The sequence below is a fragment of the Streptomyces sp. NPDC058221 genome (assembly GCF_042882365.1).
Classification (GTDB): Bacteria; Actinomycetota; Actinomycetes; order Streptomycetales; family Streptomycetaceae; genus Streptomyces.
Window position 1 is genome coordinate 12,525 of the sequence record NZ_JBHVWF010000063.1, and the last position, 21,858, is coordinate 34,382.

Here is a 21,858-nt window from a genome sequence, read left to right on the forward strand (position 1 = left end):
CCTGTCGGGCGATGCCCGAGCGTAGGCAGCGCGGCGGTCCTGACGGCAGCACCTGGGCCAACATGGCGCAAACACACGTCAACACTGCGTATCCAGTGCGTGAACCCGATGTGCGATCAGCGAGTACCCGCGAGTATCGTCCTCACCTGCATGGACCGCTCAATCCGTCGCCAGGCCGGCCCCGGCCACTACACCGGAGGAACCGTTGTCCCGACTCGCACTCATCAAGGCAGTGCTCGGACCGATCCTGCGCCTGATGTTCCGGCCGCGGGTGGAGGGCATCGAGAACATTCCGGGATCCGGGCCGGTGATCCTCGCGGGAAACCACCTGACGTTCATCGACTCGATGATCATGCCGATCTGCTGCGACCGTCCGGTGTTCTTCATCGGCAAGGACGAGTACGTCACGGGCAAGGGGCTCAAGGGCCGGCTGATGGCCTGGTTCTTCACGGGCGTCGGCATGATCCCGGTGGACCGGGACGGTGGCCGCGGCGGTGTCGCGGCGCTGATGACGGGCCGCCGGGTGCTGGAGGAGGGCAAGGCCTTCGCGATCTACCCGGAGGGCACCCGCTCCCCCGACGGCCGTCTCTACCGGGGCCGTACGGGCATCGCGCGGCTGACGCTGATGACGGGTGCGCCGGTCGTGCCGTTCGCGATGATCGGTACGGACAAGCTCCAGCCGGGCGGCTCGGGGCTGCCCCGGCCGGGCAAGGTCACGGTCCGCTTCGGTGAGTCGATGGAGTTCTCGCGCTACGAGGGCATGGACCGCGACCGCTATGTGCTGCGGGCGGTGACGGACTCCGTGATGGCCGAGGTGATGCGGCTGTCCGGCCAGGAGTACGTCGACATCTATGCGACGAAGGCGAAGGCCGCCTGAGCCCCGCCCAGGACACAGAACGCAGGACACCGCGAAGGGCCCGTACCCCGGTTGGGGGTACGGGCCCTTCCGCATGTCGGTTCCACCCGTACGGCTCAGGGCCGGTGCCGTACGGGCGTTCACCATGACGTCCTATTCGTGCACGATGCCTTCCTCCAGCTCCTGGCCGCGCAGCAGGAACCAGGCCGCGACCGCGGTCGCCACCAGGACGGCCGCGCCGAAGACCGAGGCGAGCCGCAGGCCGTCGACGAACGCGTCCTGGGCGGCCGAGACCAGCGCGGTGCCCTGCTGCCCGGGCAGCACCTTGGCCGCTTCGACGGCGCCCCCCAGTGATTCGTGGGCGGCCGTGGAGACCGGCCCCGGGACCCCGGCCGGAGTGGCGAAGTCCTGATAGACGCCGGTGACGATGGAGCCGAGCAGGGCGATACCGAGGGCCGCGCCGAGCTCGTACGCCGTCTCGGAGACCGCGGACGCCGCGCCCGCGTGCTCCTTCGGGACGCTGGAGAGGATCACGTCGGAGGTCACGGTGAAGGCGAAGCCCGCACCCACACCCACGACCAGCAGGAGAGCGCCGATCAGCGGATAGGCCGTGTCCTTGTGGATCGCGGCGACCGCGGCCAGCGCCAGGCCGATCCCCCCGAGCCCTCCGGCCACCACGGACCGCACCGTGAAGCGGCGGGCGGTGACGCCGGCCAGCAGACCCGCGGTGACCGCGCCGACGGCCGCGGGCAGTTCGGCGAGGCCCGCCTCCAGCGGTCCGCGGCCCTGGACCAGTTGCAGGAACTGGGAGAGGAAGAAGACCAGGCCGGAGAGGCCGAGGATGGTCAGCAGATCGGCGAGCACGGCCCCGGAGAAGCCCCGGTGGTGGAAGAGCCGCATGTCCAGCAGGGGCGCGGGGAGCCGGAACTGCCGGCGTACGAACCAGACGAGCGCGGCCACTCCCCCGACGCCGGCGAGCGCGACCGGCCAGCTCCCGCCGTGCGCCGCCAGCTCCTTGATGGCGTACACGACTCCGATCATGCCGACGAGCGAGAGCCCCACGCTGGTCACGTCCCACGGTCCGGGCGCGGGGTTCTTCGACTCGGGGATCATCTTGATCCCGACGGCGACGAGCACGGCCATCACCGGCAGGTTGATCAGGAAGACCGAGCCCCACCAGAAGTGCTCGAGGAGGAAACCGCCGACGACGGGCCCGACGGCCGCGCCGGCCGAGGCCATCGCCCCCCAGATGCCGATGGCGAGGCTCCGCTCGCGTGCGTCGTGGAAGAGGTTGCGGATCAGGGCGAGGGTGGACGGCATCAGAGTGGCGCCGGCCACGCCGAGCAGAGCCCGCGCCAGGATCATCATCTCCGGCGTCGTCGCGTAGGCGTTGAGCACCGAGACCGCGCCGAAGGCGGTGGCCCCGCAGAGCAGCAGCTTCTTGCGGCCGATGCGGTCACCGAGGCTGCCCATGGAGACCAGGAGCCCTGCGATGACGAAGGAGTAGACGTCACCGATCCAGAGCAGCTGGGTGCCGGACGGCTTGAGGTCCTCGGTGAGGAACGGCGTGGCGAGGCCGAGGACGGTCGCGTCGACGGCCACCAGCAGCACCGCGAGCACGAGCACGGACAGCGCGATCCACCGCCCGGGGCGACGCACATCGATCGGAGGCTCCGGCTGCTGTTCCCTGCTGCTCATTGCTCCACGCTCCGGCGTGCGCCGCCGAGCAGCAACTCGACGATCATGTACTGGAAGTCCTGTGCGGCCACCCGGCCCACCTGCACGGCCCAGGCACCGGTGCCGATGAGCCCGTAGAGGGCCTCGGTCAGCCAGGCCGGGGTCAGGTCGATGCGGAATTCGCCGCGCTCCTGGCCACGCCGGAAGAAGGCGGAGACCCGTGCGTCCAGCCGGTCCCAGCCCTCGTTCAGCTCGTCGCCCTCGAAGAGCTGGTTCTCGGTGACGAGGAAGGAGAGCAGCCCGGCGCTCGGCTCGACGGCCGCGACGAAGCGGCGCAGCGCCTCCTGCGAGGTGCCCCGGTCGAGCTCCGCGGCGTCGAGTGCCGCTTCGAACTCCTGGATTCCCAGCTCCTCCAGCGCCCTGACCAGGGCGTCCCGTCCCGCGAAGTGGCGGTGCAGGGTGGCGCGGCCGATGCCCGCGGCCCTGGCGACCTCGTCCATGGTGGCGGTCGACTTGCGGGTCAGCAGAGCGGCGGCGCTGCGCAGCACCTGCTCACGATCAAGAGTCATGAGACGACACTAACCCATTTGAGACATCATCGTCTCACGCGGATAGTCCGGCCCGCCGCGCATACATTTCGGAGCGGACGAGTTCGAGCAGACGACCCGTCCAGTTGCGGCCGCGGCCGGCGTTGTCACCCCAGAAGAGGGAGTCGCCCTCGTCGTAGACGAGGGTGGCGTCGCCGGTTGCCAGCAGGATCTCCGCCAGGTCGGGATGCTGCGTGTACTTGGCGCGCAGCAGCGTGGTCATCACGGCGGTCCGGGCGTGCGCCCAGCCTTCGCGCTGGGTGGCACGCCGGGCCAGCTGACGGGCCGCGTACGAGGTGTCGGCCACCGCGACGGCGGCCCGCACGGCGGAGTCCGTCACCGACAGGGCCCAGTAGGCGTGGATGACCGACGCGTAGGTGGTGCCGTCGATCTCGACGGGCGCCGGGTAGTCCCCGCGCAGAGCCACCGTGCCCGGGTCGTCGAGCCGCTTCTGCGGATACGACCGGTACAGATGGACCGCCGGCGCGTAAGGCGTCGGCGGCTCGTCCGCGGGAACGCGCAAGGGATGTGCGGCGGCCTCCCGGGCCCGCTCCTCGAAGTAGCCGACGGCCTCGTCGTACACCTCCTGCGAGACGACGCCCCCGGGCCGGTCCTCCGGTGCACCGCCCGGCCCGGCCACCAGCACCTGGAGCGGACGGTCCTTGCGGTCCATGTCACCCAGCGCGTAGCGCCGCCGGGTCTCGGGGATCGCGAGATAGGCGGCGCGCGCGGCGGCGCGGTTCTCCTCGGTCCGGTCGGCGAGAAAGACGTCGACGGCGGCCATGCACCGGCCTGTCGAGTCGGGGCGGCCGTTCAGCTCATCGACGGTGTCCCGCACTTCGGCGAGCAGCAGCTCGGGGGTGAGCTGGGCCCACGGTTCGGAGAACCTCCATGCGGCCAGGTCGTGGGCCGAAGCCCGGGCACCGTCCGGGAGCTCGGTCGCCACCCAGCCGGAACGCAGTTTCTGCTCGAACTCGTCGAGGGTGACCAGGCCCCAGCAGTCGATGAGCCCGTCGGCGTAGATGAAGAGGTCTGTGAGAAAGAACGTCCCACCGTTGCAGATGAAGGCGTGACGCCAGGTCCCGGGTATGCGGAGGCCGTCGGCCTTGCGGTGGGTGATTCGGTTACCGACCATCCCGCCATTGTGCTGGGCGGGAAGGGAGCGCACGATGGGCTCGCCTCACGGGCGGGAGGTCCGGACGGTCACGAACCCACTCCTTGCCACTTTCAACTTATAGCGCATGGGGGGACTTGCGGCAAGGCCCCCGTCATGGCGCAGAATCATCGGTCCAGGGCTGAATTCTGCGAACGGGGATCATCGAGTGGGTGTGCTGTTGCCGGCGTACGGGTCGTGCGGGACTGCCGGACCGCCGGAGAGGCCGCTCATGCCCGGGTGAGCCGCACGGAGCCGCCCAGCAAGCCCCCCCATACACGAGAACCCGTAAACCCCGACGCCCGCCCTGTGACCGGCGACGACCACCGGGCCACCGCAGACGGAGCATCGCCTGTCGTGACCGCCGGACACGTCGCCCGGGTCCGGGCGCCCTGCCGCGCGCACCGACCGCAAGCGGCCCCAGATCGGAGCTGATGACGTGAATCCCCTGACCACCAGTGCGTTCGCCCTTCCCGACCGCCTCTCCCCCAAAGCCGACCCGGCGCTGATCGGGAGCGACGAGCAGCACTTCACGGCCATCGCCGAGTGCCTCGACGCGTCGATCACCGAGCTGACCGAACGCCTCGCCGCCGAGCGCAGAACACCCGGTGGCGCAGGCCGCCAGGCAATGGACCGGGACGTGGAGATCCACCGGCTGACCGCGCGGCTGCGCGCGCTGCGCCGCTTCGGTCTCGACCTGTGCCTCGGGCACATGGTCGCCGAGGACGGCTCCGAGCCCATGTACATCGGCCGGCTCGGCCTCACGGACAGCGAGGGCCGCCGGCTGCTCGTCGACTGGCGCTCCCCGGCGGCCGAGCCGTTCTTCGGAGCCACCCACGCCAACCCGATGGGGCTGGCGAGCCGCCGCAGGTACCGCTGGACCCGTGGCCGGATCAGTGACTACTGGGACGAGGTGTTCACGGCGGACGGGTTCGCCGGGCACGCCGCACTCGACGACCAGTCCGCGTTCATCGCCAGCCTGGGCAGCAACCGGTCGGCGCGGATGCGGGACGTGCTCGGCACCATCCAGGCCGACCAGGACGCCATCATCCGCGCGGGGTCCCGCGGGGCCCTCGTCGTCGACGGCGGTCCCGGCACCGGCAAGACCGTGGTGGCGCTGCACCGATCCGCCTATCTCCTGTACTCCGACCCGCGCCTGGGCCACCGGCGCGGCGGGGTGCTGTTCGTCGGCCCGCACCAGCCCTACCTGGGCTATGTCGCCGACGTCCTGCCCAGCCTCGGCGAGGAGGGTGTGCAGACCTGCACGCTGCGCGACCTCGTCGCCGAAGGAACCGCCGCGGCGGTCGAGGCCGATCCGGAGGTGGCCCGGCTGAAGTCGTCCGCGGAGCTGGTGAAGGCGGTCGACGCGGCCGCCCGGTTCTACGAGGAGCCGCCCGCCAAGGGGATGACGGTCACCACCCACTGGTCCGACATCTGGCTGAGCCCGGGCGACTGGGCCGTGGCCTTCGAGGCGGCGGAGCCCGGCACCCCGCACAACGAGGCGCGGGACCAGGTCCGGGAGGAGCTGCTCACGATCCTGGTCGACAAGCACGAGGGCGATGTCACGGACGAGGTGCTCCGCAAGTCGCTGCTGAAGAACCGGGAGCTGCTGACGACCTTCGACCGCGCGTGGCCCCTCCTCGAAGCGGCCGACGTGGTGGGGGACCTGTGGTCGGTCCCCGCCTATCTGCGCAGGTGCGCCCCCTGGCTCAGCCGTGCCGAGGTGTCCCTGCTGCAGCGCGCGGACCCCCAGGCCTGGACGGTGTCCGACCTGCCGTTCCTGGACGCGGCACGGCAGCGGCTGGGTGACCCCGAGGCGTCGCGGCGCAGCCGCCGGCGCCAGGCCACGCTCGCCGCCGAGCGCGAGCACATGTCCAAGGTCATCGACACGCTGCTCCAGGCGGACGACGACGGTGAGGGTGCCGTCACGATGCTGCACGGCCAGGACCTGCAGGAGGCTCTCGTCGACGGAAGCGCGGTGCCCGGCACCGAACCGGATCTGCTCGCGGGCCCGTTCGCGCACGTCGTCGTGGACGAGGCCCAGGAGCTGACCGACGCCCAGTGGCAGATGCTGCTGATCCGCTGCCCGTCCGGGAGCTTCACCATCGTCGGGGACCGCGCCCAGGCCAGGCACGGGTTCACCGAGTCGTGGCAGGAACGGCTGAGGCGGATCGGGCTCGACCGGATCAACCTGGCCTCTCTGAGCATCAACTACCGGACGCCGGAGGAGATCATGGCGGAGGCCGAGCCGGTGATCCGGGAGGTGCTCCCGGACGCCAACGTGCCGGCGTCCATCCGCAGCAGCGGCCTGCCCGTCGTGCACGGGTCAACCGCGGAGCTGGAATCGGTCCTGGAAACCTGGCTCGCCGCCCATGCCGACGGGATCGCCTGCGTCGTCGGCGATCCCACGTTCCGGCCGACGGCCCGCGTGCGGTCGCTGTCTCCGGAGCTGACGAAGGGACTGGAGTTCGACCTGGTCGTCCTGATCGACCCGGAGACGTTCGGCGAGGGCATCGAGGGCGCGGTCGACCGCTATGTCGCGATGACCAGGGCGACCCGGCAGCTCGTCATCCTCACGACGCCCTGACGCCGCTCCTCGCGCCGTGCCGGGCCCTGCGCCGCCTCAGTCGTTGAGGAGCGTCAGGTCGAGGCCGGGCAGCCGGGCGGGGTCGTCGATCACGAACAGTTCGACGACCCTCCCGCGCTCGATGGTGAACGTCATGACCGAGAAGTGCTGCCCGTCGCGCTCCGCGACGACGGCCGGAGCTCCGTCGACCAGCGCGAACCGCGCCGACCTGGAGAACGGCGCGAACATGATCGCCCGCCGGGCCACGTTCGCCGCGCCGCGCACCAGCGTGGGGGCCTCGGTGGCGCTGCCGTCGGACCGGACCACGACGTCGGGGTCGAGCACGGCGACGAGCGCGTCGAAATCCCCGCTGCGGGCCGCGGCCAGGAAGGCATCGACGACCTCACGGCGACGGACCGCGCCCGGGTCGGGCACCGGGTCGACGCCCTGCACCCGGCGGCGGGCCCGGCTGGCGAGCTGCCGGGCCGCGGCCGGGGTGCGGTCCACGATGCGGGCGATCTCGTCGAACGGCACGGCGAACATGTCGTGCAGCACGAACGCCAGCCGCTCGGCCGGGTCGAGCGTTTCGAGGACCACGAGCATCGCCAGGCCCACCGATTCGGCGATCAGCGCCTGCTGCTCCGGGTCGCCGCCGGGCTCCGGACCCAGCACCGGACCGGGCCCGGACGGGCCGGGCACCACCCCGGAGGCCTCGGTCTCCAGGGGCTCCTCGCGACGGGCCCGGCGTGAGCGCAGCATGTCGAGACAGACCCGCCCGACCACGGTCGTCAGCCAGCCGCCCAGGTTCCCGATCGCCGCGCTGTCGGACCGGCCGAGCCGGATCCAGGCCTCCTGGACCGCGTCCTCCGCCTCGTTCGTGGAGCCGAGCATCCGGTACGCCACGGCCTTCAGATGGGTCCGGTTCTCCTCGAAGCGTGCCGCCAGGAACTCGATCTCGTCCACAGCCGTCCTCCTGCGTCAGGTGCCGTCACAGCACTGACGCGGCAAACCCGTCCGATGTGACCGCCCTGCCCCCTTGCCCGGGCGCCCCGGGGCTCAGCTCCAGGGCAGCGTCGCCCGGTGCCGCCAGTAGGCCTCCGGCTCCTCCACCAGTGCGTCCAGCCGGGCGCGCCGCTCCTCGTCGAGGCCGAGGACGGCCGCGTGGAGGTTGCCGGACAGCTGGGTGACGGTCGCGGCGCCGGAGAGCACGACCCCGGCCCACGGCTGGTGCAGCACCAGCGCCAGGGCAACCGCGTCGCTCCCCAGTCCCTCCTCCGCCGCGATCTCCCGCACCACGGCGGGGGCATCCGTGCCCGCGAGCCGGCCGTTGGCCATGCCCTCCTTGACGATCACGGTGAGTCCGGCGGCATGGGCCTCGGCCAACGCCGGTCCGGCCGAGGTCTCCAGCGCGTTGTAGGTCGCCTGGACGGTACGGAAGAGGGGCTCGCCGTCGACGGTGACGGCCAGGGCGGCCCGGATGGCATCGGCCTGCGCGGGCCCGCTGGTGGAGAGGCCGACACTGACCCCCTCGGCGGCGAGCGCGGCGAGGCGGGCCTGCAGCTCCTTGTCCGTCAGGGCCGAGCTGTCCGCGGTGACGGAGTGGATCTGGTAGAGGTCGAGCCGGTCACCGAGCAGCGCGGCGGTCTCGGCACGCTGGCGCTCGTACGTGGCGAGGCTGTGGTCCTTGACCTCGTGCGCCTCGGCGTCGACGGTCCAGTCGGCGGTGTAGGTGTAGCCCCACTTGCTCCCGATGACGACGTCGGTCACCTCCGGCCGTGCCGTCAGCCAGTCCGCGAGGAACTCCTCGGAGCGGCCGTAGGAGCGGGCCGCGTCGAAGTAGCGGACGCCCTGTGCGTAGGCGGCGTCGAGCAGTTCGTGGGTGCGGGCGCGCAGCGCGTCGACGGTGCGCTCGTCCGGCAGGTCGCGGTCACGGTGGAGATTGATGTAGCCGGGCCTGCCGACCGCTGCCAGGCCGAGCCCGATGTGGGCGGTCGGGGTGGTGGTGCCGGCCAGTCGGGCGAAAGGCATCGCGGGCTCCTCGTGTTCGGTGGGGCAACGCGGCCGGGGCCGTCCTGCCCCGGCCTGCCGCACAGGTCATGGTGTTGCACCTGCCCGGACCCGGCCCGGGCAGGCCCCACCGGACCAACGTAGCCCGCGATGCCCGTCCGGCTACTTGCGGGCCGCGGCCCAGGCGTGCTGTGTCGCGAGGTCCTCCTTGACCTCGGCCAGCTGGACGGCGACCGCGGAGGGTGCGGTGCCGCCGCGGCCGTTGCGGGAGGCCAGCGCGCCGGCCACGTCGAGGACCGTGCGGACCTCGGGCGTGAGGTGCTCGGAGATCTTCGCGAACTGCTCGTCGGTCAGCTCGTCGAGCTCGATGCCGTGCCGCTCGCACTCCTTGACGCAACTGCCGGCGACCTCGTGGGCGACCCGGAACGGCACGCCCTGCTTGACCAGCCACTCGGCGATGTCGGTGGCGAGCGAGAAACCGGCCGGGGCCAGCTCCTCCATGCGCTCGCGGTTGACGGTGAGCGTGGCCATCATGCCGGTGAAGGCGGGCAGCAGGACCTCCAGCTGGTCGCAGGAGTCAAAGACCGGCTCCTTGTCCTCCTGGAGGTCGCGGTTGTACGCGAGCGGCAGGGCCTTCAGCGTGGCCATCAGCCCGGTGAGGTTGCCGATGAGCCGTCCCGACTTGCCCCGTGCCAGTTCGGCGATGTCGGGGTTCTTCTTCTGCGGCATGATCGACGAGCCGGTGGAGAAGGCGTCGTGGAGGGTGACGAAGGAGAACTCCTTCGTGTTCCAGATGATGATCTCCTCGGCGATCCGGGAGAGGTTGACGCCGATCATCGCGGTGATGAACGCGAATTCGGCGACGAAGTCCCGCGAGGCCGTGCCGTCGATGGAGTTGGCCACCGAGCCGCGCTCGAAGCCGAGGTCGGCCGCGACCGCCTCCGGGTCGAGGCCGAGCGACGAGCCGGCGAGTGCGCCCGAGCCGTACGGGGACACGGCGGTCCGCTCATCCCACTGGCGCAGCCGCTCGGCGTCCCGGGAGAGGGGCTGCACATGGGCCAGGACGTGGTGGGCGAAGAGCACCGGCTGGGCGTGCTGGAGGTGCGTACGGCCGGGCATGGCCACGTCCGGGTGGGCCTCGGCGAGGCCGACCAGGGCGTCCTGCAGCTCGGCGACGAGGCCGCCGATGATCCGGGCGTGATCGCGCAGGTACATCCGGAAGAGCGTGGCGATCTGGTCGTTGCGGGAGCGTCCGGCCCGCAGCTTGCCGCCGAGGTCGGGACCGAGCCGCTCCAGCAGACCGCGCTCCAGTGCGGTGTGGACGTCCTCGTCGGCGATCGTGCCGGTGAACGAGCCGTCCGCGACATCCGCCTCCAGCTGGTCGAGGCCGGCGGTCATCCGCTTCAGCTCGTCCTCGGTGAGCAGACCCGCCTTGTTGAGGACCCTCGCGTGGGCGCGGGAGCCGGCGATGTCGTACGGCGCGAGGCGCCAGTCGAAGTGGACGGACGCGGACAGCCTGGCCAGCGCCTCGGCCGGACCGTCGGCGAAACGGGCGCCCCAGAGGCGTACGTCGCTGTTGCCGTTGCCGTTGCTCACTGCGTGCTCCTCGGAAGAACAAGGGGGTGGATGTGCGACCGCCTCCCCGCGCGGGCGGCCGGGGAGGCGGTGACGTAACGGGGCGGGGTCAGACCAGGTCACGCTTGGCCGCGATCTTCGACGAGAGGCCGAAGATCTCGATGAAGCCCTGTGCCTTGGACTGGTCGAAGGTGTCACCGGAGTCGTAGGTGGCGAGGTTGAAGTCGTACAGCGACTCGCTGGACCGACGGCCGGTGACGACGGCGCGGCCGGCGTGCAGGGTCATCCGGATGTCGCCGGTGACGTGCTGGTTGGCCTCGTTGATGAAGCCGTCCAGGGCGCGCTTGAGCGGGGAGTACCACAGGCCGTCGTAGACCATCTCGCCCCAGCGCTGCTCGACCTGCCGCTTGTAGCGGGCCAGTTCGCGCTCGACGGTGACGTTCTCCAGCTCCTGGTGGGCGGTGATCAGCGCGATCGCGCCCGGTGCCTCGTACACCTCACGGGACTTGATGCCCACGAGCCGGTCCTCGACCATGTCGATCCGGCCGATGCCCTGGCCGCCCGCCCGCTCGTTGAGCTGCTGGATGGCCTGGAGCACCGTGACCGGCCTGCCGTCGATGGCGACCGGCACGCCCTCCTTGAAGGAGATGACGACCTCGTCGGCCTCGCGCGGGGTGGCGGGGTTCGCGGTGTACTCGTAGATGTCCTCGATCGGCGCGTTCCAGATGTCCTCCAGGAAGCCCGTCTCGACGGCGCGTCCGAAGACGTTCTGGTCGATGGAGTACGGGGACTTCCTGGTGGTCGCGATCGGGAGGTTCTTCTCCTCGCAGAAGGTGATCGCCCTGTCCCGGGTCATCGCGTAGTCGCGGACTGGGGCGATGCACTTCAGGCCGGGGCCGAGCGCGGAGATGCCGGCCTCGAAGCGGACCTGGTCGTTGCCCTTGCCGGTGCAGCCGTGGGCGACGACTCCGGCGCCGTGCTTCTCGGCGGCGGCGACCAGGTGCTTGACGATGGCCGGCCGGGAGAGCGCCGAGACCAGCGGATAGCGGTCCATATAGAGGGCGTTGGCCTTGATCGCCGGGAGGCAGTACTCCTCGGCGAACTCGTCCCTGGCGTCGGCGACCTCGGCCTCGACGGCACCGCAGGCGAGCGCGCGCTTACGGATGACGTCGAGGTCCTCGCCGCCCTGGCCGACGTCCACCGCGACGGCGATGACCTCGGCGCCCGTCTCCTCGGCGATCCAGCCGATGGCGACGGAGGTGTCCAGGCCGCCCGAGTAGGCGAGTACGACGCGCTCTGTCACGGGTTTCTCCTTACGGTCCAGTCGCTGACAGGTATAACTATGCGTTCCTCCGTATGGTTTGTCAAAGTTGCAGGTGAGAGAAGTCGCGGAGGCCGCGTGTGAGCGCGGATAATGCGTGGGCAGGACTCCTTTGCCGCGTCTAGCATCGGCCCCCTGCACGGCACACACACGGGGGCGGCCATGACCACGGACCACGAAGCGGCGGAACGACTGGCCCGCGGGCTCCCGCTCCGGGAGGCACTGGACTGCTCTTCGGCACAGTCCTGGGCGGCACTCGACCTCGGGGTGCGCGTCCTGGCGTGGGAGTCTCCGCACCTGTTGCCGGCGCACGACCGGCCGGCCGGCCGGCGGCTGCGGTGGGAATGGGGCGCACCGCTGCGGTCCGTCCGCCTGCGCAGCCCCTCCCCGGGCGAGAGCGAGCTGGCCCTCGCGCTGTGTCATCCGGACGGCAGGATCCGTGAGGCGGCCCTCGGCCAGGCAGCCGGGGTCCCGGCCCTGGTGCCACTCGTGATCGTCCGGTGCGCGGACTGGGCCGGGCCGGTACGCGAGCGGGCCCGGACCCTGTTGGCACAGGTGCCCCCAGCGGCTCTCGCGCCATGGGCGGAGCTGGTGGTGCTGCTGTCCCGGCGCGGTCAGGGCGGCTTCGCCCTGGACCTGCTCGGACAGGCGCTGCGCGAGGGGCCCGCCGAGCGGGTGGAGACGCTGCTCGTGAGCGGCGACCGCGCCACCCGCCGGTTCGCCCACCGCATCGCTCTGGACCGCCGGCTCCTCACGCCGGTCCGGCTGGCCCGGATCGCCGCGGGCTGCGACGACGCGACGCTGCAGGACCTGTGCGCGGACGAGGCGATGGCCACGATGGGCGGACAGGACCACAACGAGGTACTGGTCACGCTTCTGACGGCCCGTGCACCGAGGGTGCGGGCCGCGGGAGTCACCGCGCTGCGCCGCACCGGGCGGCACGACGAGGCACGGCGCTTCCTCGCGGACCGTTCGGGCGTCGTCCGGGCCTGTGCCCGCTACGTGCTCCGGCAGGGCGGGACCGATCCGCTCCCCCTGTACCGGTCGATGTGCGCCGCTCCGGCCGAACACCCCGGGGCCTGCGCGGGGCTCGGCGAGTGCGGGGTACAGGCGGACGCCGCACTGCTGTGGCCGCTGCTGGCCCATCCGCTTCCCGCCGTCCGCCTCCACACGGTCGCCGGTCTGCGCGCACTCGACGCGGTCACCCGCGAAGGGCTGACACCCCTGCTCGACGACCCGTCGTCCGCCGTCGTCCGGGCTGCCACCCGGGCGCTGCTGCCGGACGCGGCGGGCTTCTCGCGGCAGTGGCTGTGCGACCGGGCGGCGGCGGACCGGCCGCGTCCGGTGCGGGTGGCGGCTCAGCGGCTGCTGCGCGCGGCCGGCCACACCTGCCCCAGCGGCTGAAATACCCCTGCCCCTCCGGAAGCCGGGACAGATAATCGAACGCATGGGAAAGACGTACGAACGCATCGACGGACGGCTGCGAACCTTCATCGAGGAGCAGCACATCTTCTTCACGGCGACCGCGCCACTGGACGGCGACGGCACGGTCAATCTCTCCCCCAAGGGCGTCAGCGGCTCCTTCGTGGTGCTGGACGAACTGCGGGTGGCGTATCTGGACTTCGCCGGGAGCAACGCGGAGACGGTCGCCCACCTCCGCGAGAACGGCCGGATCACACTGATGTGGTGCGCCTTCCAGGGACCGCCGACCATCGTGCGGGTGCACGGCACCGGGGAGGCGGTCCTCCGTGACGATCCCCGTTTCGCCGAGCTCCTCGGGCGGTTCGGCGCGGTCGACCACACCCTGCACGGGCTGCGGGCGATCATCGTGGTGACGGCCCGGCTGATCCGGGACAGCTGCGGGTACGCGGTCCCCTTCATGTCGTACGACGAGGACCGGCCGCTGCACGCCAAACGCTTCGCGCGTGACGACGACGCCTCGCTCAGCGCCTACTTCGGGAAGAAGGAGCACATCGCCACCAGCATCGACGGGCTGCCGGGGCTGCCGCTCCCGCTGCCCGCCCTGCCGCCCGTGCGGTGAGCGGTTGGGCCGTACGGAGCAGGCGGGCGGGTGGCACCGCGCGGGCCGGTCTACGGTCCGGGTCATGCGCAGATGTCTGGTGGCCTGTTCGGTCCTGCTCGCTCTCGCCGCCCTGACCGGGGCCCGGCCCCCGGCGGACCCGCCGCTGCCGCAGCGGCTGGCCGACACGGGTGGCGGCTCCCAGCTGATCACCGCCGAGGCCTCCTCCACAGGGGCCACCACGGGCACGGTCACCTGGTGGAACCTGCGCTCGGGACAGTGGGTGGCAGCCGGTTCGGCGCCTGCCCGCTTCGGGGCGAACGGGCTGACCGAGGGCAGCTCGCGCGAGCAGGGCACCGACACCACGCCCACCGGCCTGTACGACCTGCCGTACGCCTTCGGGGTGGCGGCGGCCCCGCCCGGCACCCGCTATCCCTACCGCCGGGTCCACGAGGGCTCCTGGTGGTGCGAGGACAACGCGGCGCGTGCGTACAACCGGTGGGTGGAGCCGCGGCCCGCCGACTGCCGGGCGGCCGAGGCCGAGCATCTGATCACCTACCCGTCGCAGTACGTCCGGGCCCTGGTCGTGGGATTCAACTACCACCGCCCGGTGCACGGCCGGGGCGCCGGAATCTTCCTGCACGTCAACGGGCGTGGTGCGACCGCCGGTTGTGTCTCCGTACCGGCGGCCGCGATGGACCGGATTCTCGGCTGGGCCGATCCGGCCCGTCGTCCGCACCTCGCGATCGGGACCGGATCGGGCCCGACCGCGATCACCCGCTACTGACCGCCGCCGGCCTTCAGCGGTCGTTCTGCGCGAGCCGCAGCAGGTGGTCGGCGAGCGCCTGTCCGCCCGCCGGGTCACGGCTGATCAGCATCAGCGTGTCGTCCCCGGCGATGGTGCCGAGGATGTCGTGCAGTTCGGCCTGATCGATGGACGAGGCGAGGAACTGCGCGGCGCCCGGCGGGGTGCGCAGCACGACGAGGTTGGCCGAGGCCTCCGCCGAGATGAGCAGTTCGGCCGAGAGGCGACGCATCCGCTCCTCCTTGGCGGAGCCGCCCAGCGGTGCGTGCGGGGTGCGGAAACCGCCCTCGCTCGGCACCGCGTAGATCAGCTCGCCGCCGGTGTTGCGGATCTTCACCGCACCCAGCTCGTCCAGATCCCGGGAGAGCGTCGCCTGGGTGACGCTCAGCCCGTCGTCGCTGAGGAGCTTGGCCAACTGGCTCTGGGAGCGCACCGGCTGCCGGTTCAGGATGTCCACGATCCGGCGGTGGCGGGCCGTGCGGGTCTGCGGCACGGACGGCCCGCCGTGCTCGGATTCCTGCGCCTCGGTCATCGTCGTCGCCTCATTCTCCGGAACGTCATTCTCCGGATCGTCCGTATGCCGCGTCGAGCGCTCCGGGCAGCGCCTGGAGGAATGCGTCCACCTCCGCGTCACCGATGATCAGCGGCGGCATCAGCCGTACGACATCGGGTGCGGGTGCGTTCACCAGGAGTCCGGCTCCCTGAGCCGCCTGCTGCACCTGGGGCGCGAGGGGCTCGGTGAGCACGATACCCAGCAGCAGGCCGGAGCCCCGGACATGGGAGACCAGGGGGTGTCCCAGACCCTCCACGCCCTCCCGGATCCGCTCGCCGAGCCGCTTCACGTCGTCCAGCGCCCCGTCGGCGGCCAGCGTGTCCAGGACCGCCAGACCGGCGGCGCAGGCGACCGGGTTGCCGCCGAACGTCGTGCCGTGCTGGCCGGGTTCGAACAGGTCGGCGGCTGCGCCGAACGCCACCGTGGCGCCGATCGGCAGTCCGCCGCCGAGCCCCTTGGCGAGGGTCACCACATCGGGCTCCACGCCCTGGTGCTGCTGGTGCTCGAACCAGGTGCCGCACCGGCCGATACCGGTCTGCACCTCGTCGAGGACGAGGAGGGTGCCGGTGGCGCGGGTGATCTCCCGGGCCGCCTCCAGATAGCCCTTGGGCGGGACGACCACACCGTTCTCGCCCTGGACCGGCTCGATGATCAGCAGCGCGGTGTCGGTGGTCACCGCGGCCCGCAGCGCCTCGGCGTCCCCGTACGGGACATGCGTGACGTCACCCGGCAGCGGGGCGAAGGCCTCACGCTTCTTCGGCTGGCCGGTGAGCGCGAGGGCGCCCATGGTCCGGCCGTGGAAGGCGCCGTCGGTGGCGACCATGTGGGTACGCCCGGTCAGCCGGCCGATCTTGAACGCCGCCTCGTTGGCCTCGGCGCCCGAGTTGGAGAAGTAGACCCTGCCGGAGCGGCCGAAGAGCTGGAGCAGCCGTTCGGCGAGCGCGACGGGCGGCTCGGCGATGAAGAGGTTGGAGACATGGCCGAGGGAGGCGACCTGGGCGGAGACGGCCTCGACGACGGCGGGGTGTCCGTGGCCCAGCGCGTTCACCGCGATGCCGCCGACGAAGTCGAGGTACTCGGTGCCGTCGGCGTCCCACACGCGGGCGCCCTCACCGCGGACGAGGGACAGCTTCGGGGTGCCGTAGTTGTCCATCAGCGCGGCCTGCCAGCGCTGCGAGAGCTCTGCGTTGGTCATGCTTCCCCCTGTGCGTCGGGCACGACCATCGTGCCGATTCCCTCGTCGGTGAAGATCTCCAGCAGGATCGAGTGCTGGACCCGCCCGTCGATGACCCGGGCGGTCTCGACGCCGTTGCGCACGGCGTGCAGACAGCCCTGCATCTTGGGGACCATTCCGCTGGAGAGCTCCGGCAGCAGCTTCTCCAGCTCGGTGGCGGTGAGACGGCTGATCACGTCGTCGCTGTTGGGCCAGTCCTCGTAGAGGCCCTCGACGTCGGTGAGGACCATCAGCGTCTCCGCGTTCAGCGCGGCGGCGAGCGCGGCGGCGGCGGTGTCGGCGTTGACGTTGTAGACGTGGTTGTCCTCCGCCGAACGGGCGATGGAGGAGATGACGGGGATACGGCCGTCGTCCAGCAGCGCCTGGATGGCTCCGGTGTCGATCGCGGTGATCTCGCCGACCCGGCCGATGTCGACGGCCTCGCCGTCGATCACCGGCCGGTGCTGGGTCGCGGTGATGGTGTGGGCGTCCTCACCGGTCATGCCGACAGCGAGCGGACCGTGCTGGTTGAGCAGGCCCACGAGCTCACGCTGGACCTGGCCGGCGAGGACCATCCGTACGACGTCCATCGCCTCGGGCGTGGTCACGCGCAGCCCGGCCTTGAACTCGCTGACCAGGCCCTGCTTGTCGAGCTGGGCGCTGATCTGCGGGCCGCCGCCGTGCACGACGACGGGCTTGAGGCCGGCATGCCGCAGAAAGACGACGTCCTGCGCGAAGGCCGCCTTCAGCTCCTCGTCGATCATGGCGTTGCCGCCGAACTTGATGACGACGGTCTTTCCGTTGTGCCGGGTCAGCCAGGGCAGCGCCTCGATGAGGATCTGCGCCTTCGGGAGTGCGGTGTGCTTCCGCGCGGTGGTCATGAGCTGTACGCGCTGTTCTCGTGGACGTAGTCCGCGGTGAGGTCGTTGGCCCAGATGACTGCCGACTCGGTGCCTGCGGCGAGGTCGGCGGTGATCTCGACCTCCCGGTAGCGCATGTCGACGAGATCGCGGTCCTCGCCGACTCCGCCCTTCCTGCAGACCCAGACGCCGTTGATGGCGACGTTGAGCTCGTCCGGCTCGAAGGCCGCCTTCGTCGTGCCGATGGCGGAGAGCACCCGGCCCCAGTTGGGGTCCTCGCCGTGGATCGCGCACTTGAGGAGGTTGTTGCGGGCGATGGAGCGGCCCACCTCGACGGCGTCGTCCTCGGTCGCGGCGTTGACGACCTCGATCCGGATGTCCTTGGACGCGCCTTCCGCGTCCCCGATCAGCTGCCGGGCCAGGTCGTCGCAGACGGCCCGTACGGCCTCGGCGAACTCCGCCTGCTCCGGGGTGATCGCGCTCGCCCCGGAGGCCAGCAGCAGCACGGTGTCGTTGGTGGACATGCAGCCGTCGGAGTCGACCCGGTCGAAGGTGGTGCGGGTGGCATCGCGCAGCGCGGCGTCGAGTGCGGGAGCCGCGACGTCGGCGTCGGTGGTGAGGACGACGAGCATCGTGGCCAGGCCGGGGGCGAGCATGCCGGCGCCCTTGGCCATGCCTCCGACGGTCCAGCCGTCGCGGTCCACGACCGCGGTCTTGTGCACGCTGTCGGTGGTCTTGATGGCGATGGCGGCCTTCTCGCCGCCGTGTTCGCTCAGCGCAGCCGCGGCCTTCTCGATGCCCGGCAGCAGCTTGTCCATGGGGAGCAGCAGACCGATCAGCCCGGTCGAGGCGACGGCGATCTCACCGGCGCTGTGGCCCTTGAGTACCTCGGCGGCCTTCTCGGCGGTGGCGTGGGTGTCCTGGAAGCCCTGCGGTCCCGTACAGGCGTTGGCGCCACCGGAGTTGAGGACGACGGCGGTCACCTCGCCGCCCTTGAGCACCTGCTCCGACCAGAGGACGGGGGCGGCCTTGACACGGTTGGAGGTGAAGACACCCGCGGCGGCACGACGCGGACCGTTGTTGACCACGAGGGCCAGGTCCGGGTTACCGCTGTCCTTGATTCCGGCGGCGATGCCCGCCGCCGAGAACCCCTGTGCTGCCGTGACGCTCACGGTGCGACTCCGATCGTGGAAAGACCTGTGTCCTCGGGAAGTCCGAGGGCGATGTTCATGCTCTGCAGGGCGCCGCCGGCGGTGCCCTTGGCGAGGTTGTCGATGGCGCTGATGACGACGATCCGCCCGGCTGCCTCGTCGAACGCGACCTGGATCTGCACGGCGTTGGAGCCGTACACGGCGGCGGTCGCGGGCCACTGCCCCTCGGGCAGCAGATCGACGAAGGGCTCGTCCGCGAAGGCCTTCTCGTACGCGGCGCGCAGCACCTCGGCACTCACGCCCGGCTTCGCCTTCGCGCTGCAGGTGGCGAGGATGCCGCGGGGCATCGGCGCGAGGGTCGGTGTGAAGGAGACGGTCACCGGCTCACCGGCGGCCGCGCCGAGGTTCTGGATCATCTCGGGCGTGTGCCGGTGGACGCCGCCGACGCCGTACGGCGACATGTTGCCCATCACCTCGGACCCGAGCAGATGCGGCTTGGCCGCCTTGCCCGCACCGGACGTCCCGGAAGCGGCGACGATCACGGCCTCGGGCTCGGCGAGCTGGGCCGCGTACGCCGGAAAGAGCGCCAGCGACACGGCGGTGGGGTAGCAGCCGGGCACCGCGATACGCTTGCTCCCCGCCAGCGCGGCCCGCCCCCCGGGCAGCTCGGGCAGGCCGTACGGCCAGGTCCCGGCGTGCGGCGAGGCGTAGAACTTCTCCCAGTCAGCGGCGTCCTTGAGCCGGAAGTCGGCCCCCATGTCCACCACGAGCACCTCGTCCCCGAGCTGCTCCGCCACGGCGGCGGACTGCCCGTGCGGCAACGCGAGAAAGACCACGTCGTGCCCGGCGAGCACCTCGGGCGTGGTCGGCTGAAGCACCCGCCCGGCGAGCGGCCTCAGGTGCGGCTGCAACGCCCCGAGCGGCTGTCCCGCGTTGGAGTTCGCGGTGAGGGCCCCGATCTCGACCTCTGGGTGGACCAGCAGAAGGCGGAGCAGTTCCCCGCCGGCGTATCCACTCGCCCCTGCCACCGCTGCACGTACCACCATCGAAAGCCTCCTCGTCGATGGCATGACTATACGCAGCGTCGCACTTTTATGCAAAGAAAAGAAAGGGCTGGTGGCGTGCGGTGCTCGGTGACTGAGCGCACCACCTGGCCCGTGTGGAGTTGGCGCAGCAGTCGGAAGATGTGGGCCTCGACGGATTCGAGCGGGTACCCGAAGTCGAGGGAATCACCGACACCTGGTGGCGGAACGAGGACTCCCTCGTCGCCGTCTGCCGTGGCGAAGCCGTTGGCTTTGCCGCCCCGCACTGCCAGCAGACGCATGTCTACGGTGGACTCGAAAAGTGGAGCCTCGGCAGCGAATGACTTCCGTGGACGGCGGCTGTGGCGAGGCCGGGGACAGCGACGATCGGTGAGGAACGGGAGAGCCGGCAGTCGGCCCTCACCGGCGCCATGGGCTGTCCGGAGAACCGTGCCAGGTGCCGCCGGCGTCCTTCCCGGGGACGGAACCGGAATCGGAACCCGAACCACGTACAGAAGGCTCGTCCCCATGCACACACAGCACGACCGCACGGTGCAACCGACGAGCGGGGGTCCGCGACGCGGCCTGGTCGCTACGACATTTTCCGTGTTGCGGCGGGACCGGGGCCCCCTGGGGAGTGCGACGGTACGCGTCGTCAGCCTGTCGGGAGCGGCCTGGCTGCTGATGACGGCCGCGATATTCGGGCTCGCCTGGCCCCTCTTCACCCATATGCGGAACCAACGCATCTGGTACCACCACATGGAGGAGCCCTATACGCACGACGCCTCCCCCCTGGGACAGGTCGCCCTCTGCACGCTCCCGCTCTTCCTGCTTCTCCTCGGGACCGGCAGCGCGGCTCTGCAGACCGTGTGCTCGCGGGCCGTCGCGGCGGGGTCCCGCGAGCCCTCGCGGGAGGACTCGGCACGTGCCGTGACCCCCGCACGGGTGCGACCGGTGCTCGCCGTGTACGCGTTGCGCAGCCTGATCGTGTGGCCTCTGCCCGTGATCGCCGAAATCGTGTCGGAGCGGTTCACCGGCTACCAGCTCGACAGCCCGCTGCCCCTGGAACGCGGCTCACTGCCCTACACACTCGTCGAGGCCTCCCCCGTGGCTGCCGTATGCGTCGCCGTGGTGCTGCGACTCGCCCTCGGCCTCGCCCCGGCCGCCGCAGCTGACGGCCTCGGCCCACTCGCGGCCCTGCGCCGTTCCTGGTCGCTGATGTGGACGCGCGCCGGAGGGGTCCGCGTCCTCGCCCTGGCGCTGCCGCTGGCCGTGCTCTCCGCCGGGGTGGTCCGGCTGGTGGTGCAGGTCGCCCTGCCGCTGCGGCCCCTCGTACGATCGCTCCTCGAACAGGCGACGGGGAACTTCTTCGCCGCGTATTACGCCGGCATCCTCGCCCCCGTCATCGTCGGCGTCCTGGTCGGCGCAGCCGTGGCCCTGCCTGTGACCTTCACGGCGTTCGCGGCCCTCTACGACCGGCTCGGTTCACCCCGCACCTCTTCCCGAGGTGCCGGGGGGACCGCCGAATCCACCGCCTGACGCCGCACACGCCCGTCCGAACCCCGTCAGGCCTCGGACCGGGGAAGGCCGAGGGAACGGCTCTCCTCCACCACCCGGTAACCGGCGCTCGTGTACAGGTTCATCGCCACCTCGTTGCCGCCCCACACGGTGAACATCAGCACCGAGTCGCCGGCCGCGAGCGTCGCCTGTTCACCGGCCGCCATCGCAGCCCGTCCGTACCCCTTGCCGCGGTGGGCCTCCTCGATGTGCAGCGAGTAGCCGTACGTGGCCCCCGGGAGGTGCCGGTGCTTCAGCCAGCCGGTGCCGATCCTCTCGCCCGCCGCCTCCAGGACCAGGAACGTGTTGTCGGGCGTCGACAGGCCCTGGGGAAGCAGCTTCGCGAAGTCGTCGTCGGACTTGCGCGCGGCCTCCTCGGGGCCCATGGCCCCCGACCGGACGATGTCGTCGACGTAGGCGGCCTTCTCCCCGGCGGCCCAGACGGGAAACTCGGCCTCCGCCATCGGCCGCGCGACGATGCCGTCGACCGGCTTCGGCGGGGAAGCGATGCGCCGCGCCCTGAGCTGGCCACGGACGCCGTAGCCGTCGAACAGTTCGCCGGCGGGCTCGGTGATCCGTATGTCCACCCGGCGCGCGCCGCGCTCCGCGCACCAGGCCTCGGCCCAGTCCCGGGCGGCCTGTTCGTACCCCCGGCCGGCGTGGCCCGCGTCGACGTGGAGGTCACCGATGCGGCCCGCGGGCGCGCCGTCGTCGCCCGCCACGGACACGGCGATGTGTCCCACCAGGGTCCCGGCATCCTCGATCCCGGCAACGGTCCAGGTGGCGAGGTAGCCGCGGGCCTCCTCGACCAGGCTCTGCGCCGCGGCGTCACCGAGCCCGGCCGCCAGGTGCGAGGCGGTCAGCCGTCGCTCGAAGTCCTTCTGCCAATCCGCGCTGTCCGCAAGGACGTTGAATTCAGTCACCTGATCACACTA

The 21,858-nt window shown here is 71.4% G+C and carries 20 protein-coding genes; 7 read left to right on the plus strand and 13 right to left on the minus strand.

The genetic code is table 11. The features are described from left to right. Nucleotides 1-205: 205 nt before the first annotated feature. Nucleotides 206-877, plus strand: coding sequence for a lysophospholipid acyltransferase family protein (locus ACFVW8_RS20830; protein WP_389692053.1), 672 nt, complete (start codon nt 206-208; stop codon nt 875-877). 132 nt (nt 878-1,009) lie between these two features. Here the strand turns inward: ACFVW8_RS20830 and ACFVW8_RS20835 are convergent, their stop codons facing one another. The 3 genes from ACFVW8_RS20835 to ACFVW8_RS20845 are packed head-to-tail and all read right to left on the minus strand — an operon-like array spanning nt 1,010 to nt 4,255. Beyond that, complete coding sequence (locus tag ACFVW8_RS20835; RefSeq protein ID WP_389692055.1) at nt 1,010-2,554, minus strand: MFS transporter; 1,545 nt, start codon at nt 2,552-2,554, stop codon at nt 1,010-1,012. Further along, nucleotides 2,551-3,102 carry a TetR/AcrR family transcriptional regulator gene (locus ACFVW8_RS20840; protein ID WP_389692057.1) on the minus strand — a complete coding sequence of 184 codons (552 nt, stop codon included), beginning with the start codon at nt 3,100-3,102 and terminating at the stop codon, nt 2,551-2,553. The genes ACFVW8_RS20835 and ACFVW8_RS20840 overlap by 4 nt, the downstream gene beginning before the upstream one ends. A 34-nt stretch (nt 3,103-3,136) precedes the next feature. Continuing rightward, the gene (locus tag ACFVW8_RS20845; protein WP_389692059.1) at nt 3,137-4,255 is read right to left on the minus strand and encodes an NADAR family protein; all 1,119 of its coding nucleotides are present in this window, start codon (nt 4,253-4,255) and stop codon (nt 3,137-3,139) included. A gap of 457 nt (nt 4,256-4,712) precedes the next feature. Between ACFVW8_RS20845 and helR the strand changes: the two genes are divergently transcribed. After that, on the plus strand, nt 4,713-6,860 hold the full coding sequence (gene helR / locus ACFVW8_RS20850; RefSeq protein ID WP_389692061.1) for an RNA polymerase recycling motor ATPase HelR: 2,148 nt from the start codon (nt 4,713-4,715) through the stop codon (nt 6,858-6,860). A gap of 36 nt (nt 6,861-6,896) precedes the next feature. Here the strand turns inward: helR and ACFVW8_RS20855 are convergent, their stop codons facing one another. From ACFVW8_RS20855 to ACFVW8_RS20870, 4 genes are all read right to left on the minus strand, one after another. Beyond that, a complete protein-coding gene (locus tag ACFVW8_RS20855; RefSeq protein ID WP_389692063.1) occupies nt 6,897-7,802 on the minus strand; it encodes a sigma-70 family RNA polymerase sigma factor in 906 nt (301 codons plus the stop codon). 93 nt (nt 7,803-7,895) lie between these two features. Further along, nucleotides 7,896-8,867 carry an aldo/keto reductase gene (locus ACFVW8_RS20860; RefSeq protein ID WP_389692065.1) on the minus strand — a complete coding sequence of 324 codons (972 nt, stop codon included), beginning with the start codon at nt 8,865-8,867 and terminating at the stop codon, nt 7,896-7,898. Nucleotides 8,868-9,008: 141 nt separating this feature from the next. After that, a complete protein-coding gene (gene argH, locus ACFVW8_RS20865; protein ID WP_389692067.1) occupies nt 9,009-10,442 on the minus strand; it encodes an argininosuccinate lyase in 1,434 nt (477 codons plus the stop codon). A gap of 88 nt (nt 10,443-10,530) precedes the next feature. Continuing rightward, a complete protein-coding gene (locus ACFVW8_RS20870) occupies nt 10,531-11,724 on the minus strand; it encodes an argininosuccinate synthase (RefSeq protein WP_389692069.1) in 1,194 nt (397 codons plus the stop codon). Between the two features lie 180 nt (nt 11,725-11,904). Here ACFVW8_RS20870 and ACFVW8_RS20875 point away from each other — a divergent pair, with 180 nt between their 5' ends. The 3 genes from ACFVW8_RS20875 (at nt 11,905) to ACFVW8_RS20885 (ending at nt 14,549) form a co-directional block, all read left to right on the plus strand. Then, on the plus strand, nt 11,905-13,146 hold the full coding sequence (locus ACFVW8_RS20875; RefSeq protein ID WP_389692071.1) for a hypothetical protein: 1,242 nt from the start codon (nt 11,905-11,907) through the stop codon (nt 13,144-13,146). Between the two features lie 43 nt (nt 13,147-13,189). Continuing rightward, complete coding sequence (locus tag ACFVW8_RS20880) at nt 13,190-13,783, plus strand: pyridoxamine 5'-phosphate oxidase family protein (protein ID WP_389692073.1); 594 nt, start codon at nt 13,190-13,192, stop codon at nt 13,781-13,783. A 64-nt stretch (nt 13,784-13,847) separates the two neighbouring features. Next, complete coding sequence (locus tag ACFVW8_RS20885) at nt 13,848-14,549, plus strand: L,D-transpeptidase (RefSeq protein ID WP_389692075.1); 702 nt, start codon at nt 13,848-13,850, stop codon at nt 14,547-14,549. A gap of 13 nt (nt 14,550-14,562) precedes the next feature. Here ACFVW8_RS20885 and ACFVW8_RS20890 read toward each other — a convergent pair whose 3' ends face one another. Genes ACFVW8_RS20890 through argC form a run of 5 tightly spaced genes read right to left on the minus strand, consistent with a single transcriptional unit; the run spans nt 14,563 to nt 19,390 of the window. Further along, nucleotides 14,563-15,099, minus strand: a complete 537-nt coding sequence (locus tag ACFVW8_RS20890) for an arginine repressor (RefSeq protein WP_389692077.1) — start codon at nt 15,097-15,099, stop codon at nt 14,563-14,565. A 25-nt stretch (nt 15,100-15,124) separates the two neighbouring features. Next, complete coding sequence (locus ACFVW8_RS20895; protein ID WP_389692079.1) at nt 15,125-16,315, minus strand: acetylornithine transaminase; 1,191 nt, start codon at nt 16,313-16,315, stop codon at nt 15,125-15,127. Continuing rightward, a complete protein-coding gene (gene argB / locus ACFVW8_RS20900) occupies nt 16,312-17,214 on the minus strand; it encodes an acetylglutamate kinase (protein ID WP_327336035.1) in 903 nt (300 codons plus the stop codon). Before argB ends, ACFVW8_RS20895 begins: the two co-directional genes overlap by 4 nt. Next, nucleotides 17,211-18,365 carry a bifunctional glutamate N-acetyltransferase/amino-acid acetyltransferase ArgJ gene (gene argJ, locus ACFVW8_RS20905; protein ID WP_389692081.1) on the minus strand — a complete coding sequence of 385 codons (1,155 nt, stop codon included), beginning with the start codon at nt 18,363-18,365 and terminating at the stop codon, nt 17,211-17,213. Before argJ ends, argB begins: the two co-directional genes overlap by 4 nt. Beyond that, nucleotides 18,362-19,390 carry an N-acetyl-gamma-glutamyl-phosphate reductase gene (gene argC, locus ACFVW8_RS20910; RefSeq protein WP_389692083.1) on the minus strand — a complete coding sequence of 343 codons (1,029 nt, stop codon included), beginning with the start codon at nt 19,388-19,390 and terminating at the stop codon, nt 18,362-18,364. Before argC ends, argJ begins: the two co-directional genes overlap by 4 nt. A 113-nt stretch (nt 19,391-19,503) precedes the next feature. Here argC and ACFVW8_RS20915 point away from each other — a divergent pair, with 113 nt between their 5' ends. Together ACFVW8_RS20915 and ACFVW8_RS20920 are read left to right on the plus strand one after the other, a co-directional pair. Next, complete coding sequence (locus tag ACFVW8_RS20915; protein WP_389692085.1) at nt 19,504-19,710, plus strand: hypothetical protein; 207 nt, start codon at nt 19,504-19,506, stop codon at nt 19,708-19,710. Nucleotides 19,711-19,972: 262 nt separating this feature from the next. After that, nucleotides 19,973-20,905, plus strand: coding sequence for a hypothetical protein (locus ACFVW8_RS20920; protein ID WP_389692087.1), 933 nt, complete (start codon nt 19,973-19,975; stop codon nt 20,903-20,905). Nucleotides 20,906-20,931: 26 nt separating this feature from the next. On the opposite strand, the gene ACFVW8_RS20925 is transcribed toward ACFVW8_RS20920, so the two are convergent. Then, the gene (locus ACFVW8_RS20925; protein WP_389692089.1) at nt 20,932-21,846 is read right to left on the minus strand and encodes a GNAT family N-acetyltransferase; all 915 of its coding nucleotides are present in this window, start codon (nt 21,844-21,846) and stop codon (nt 20,932-20,934) included. Between the last annotated feature and the right edge of the window lie 12 nt (nt 21,847-21,858).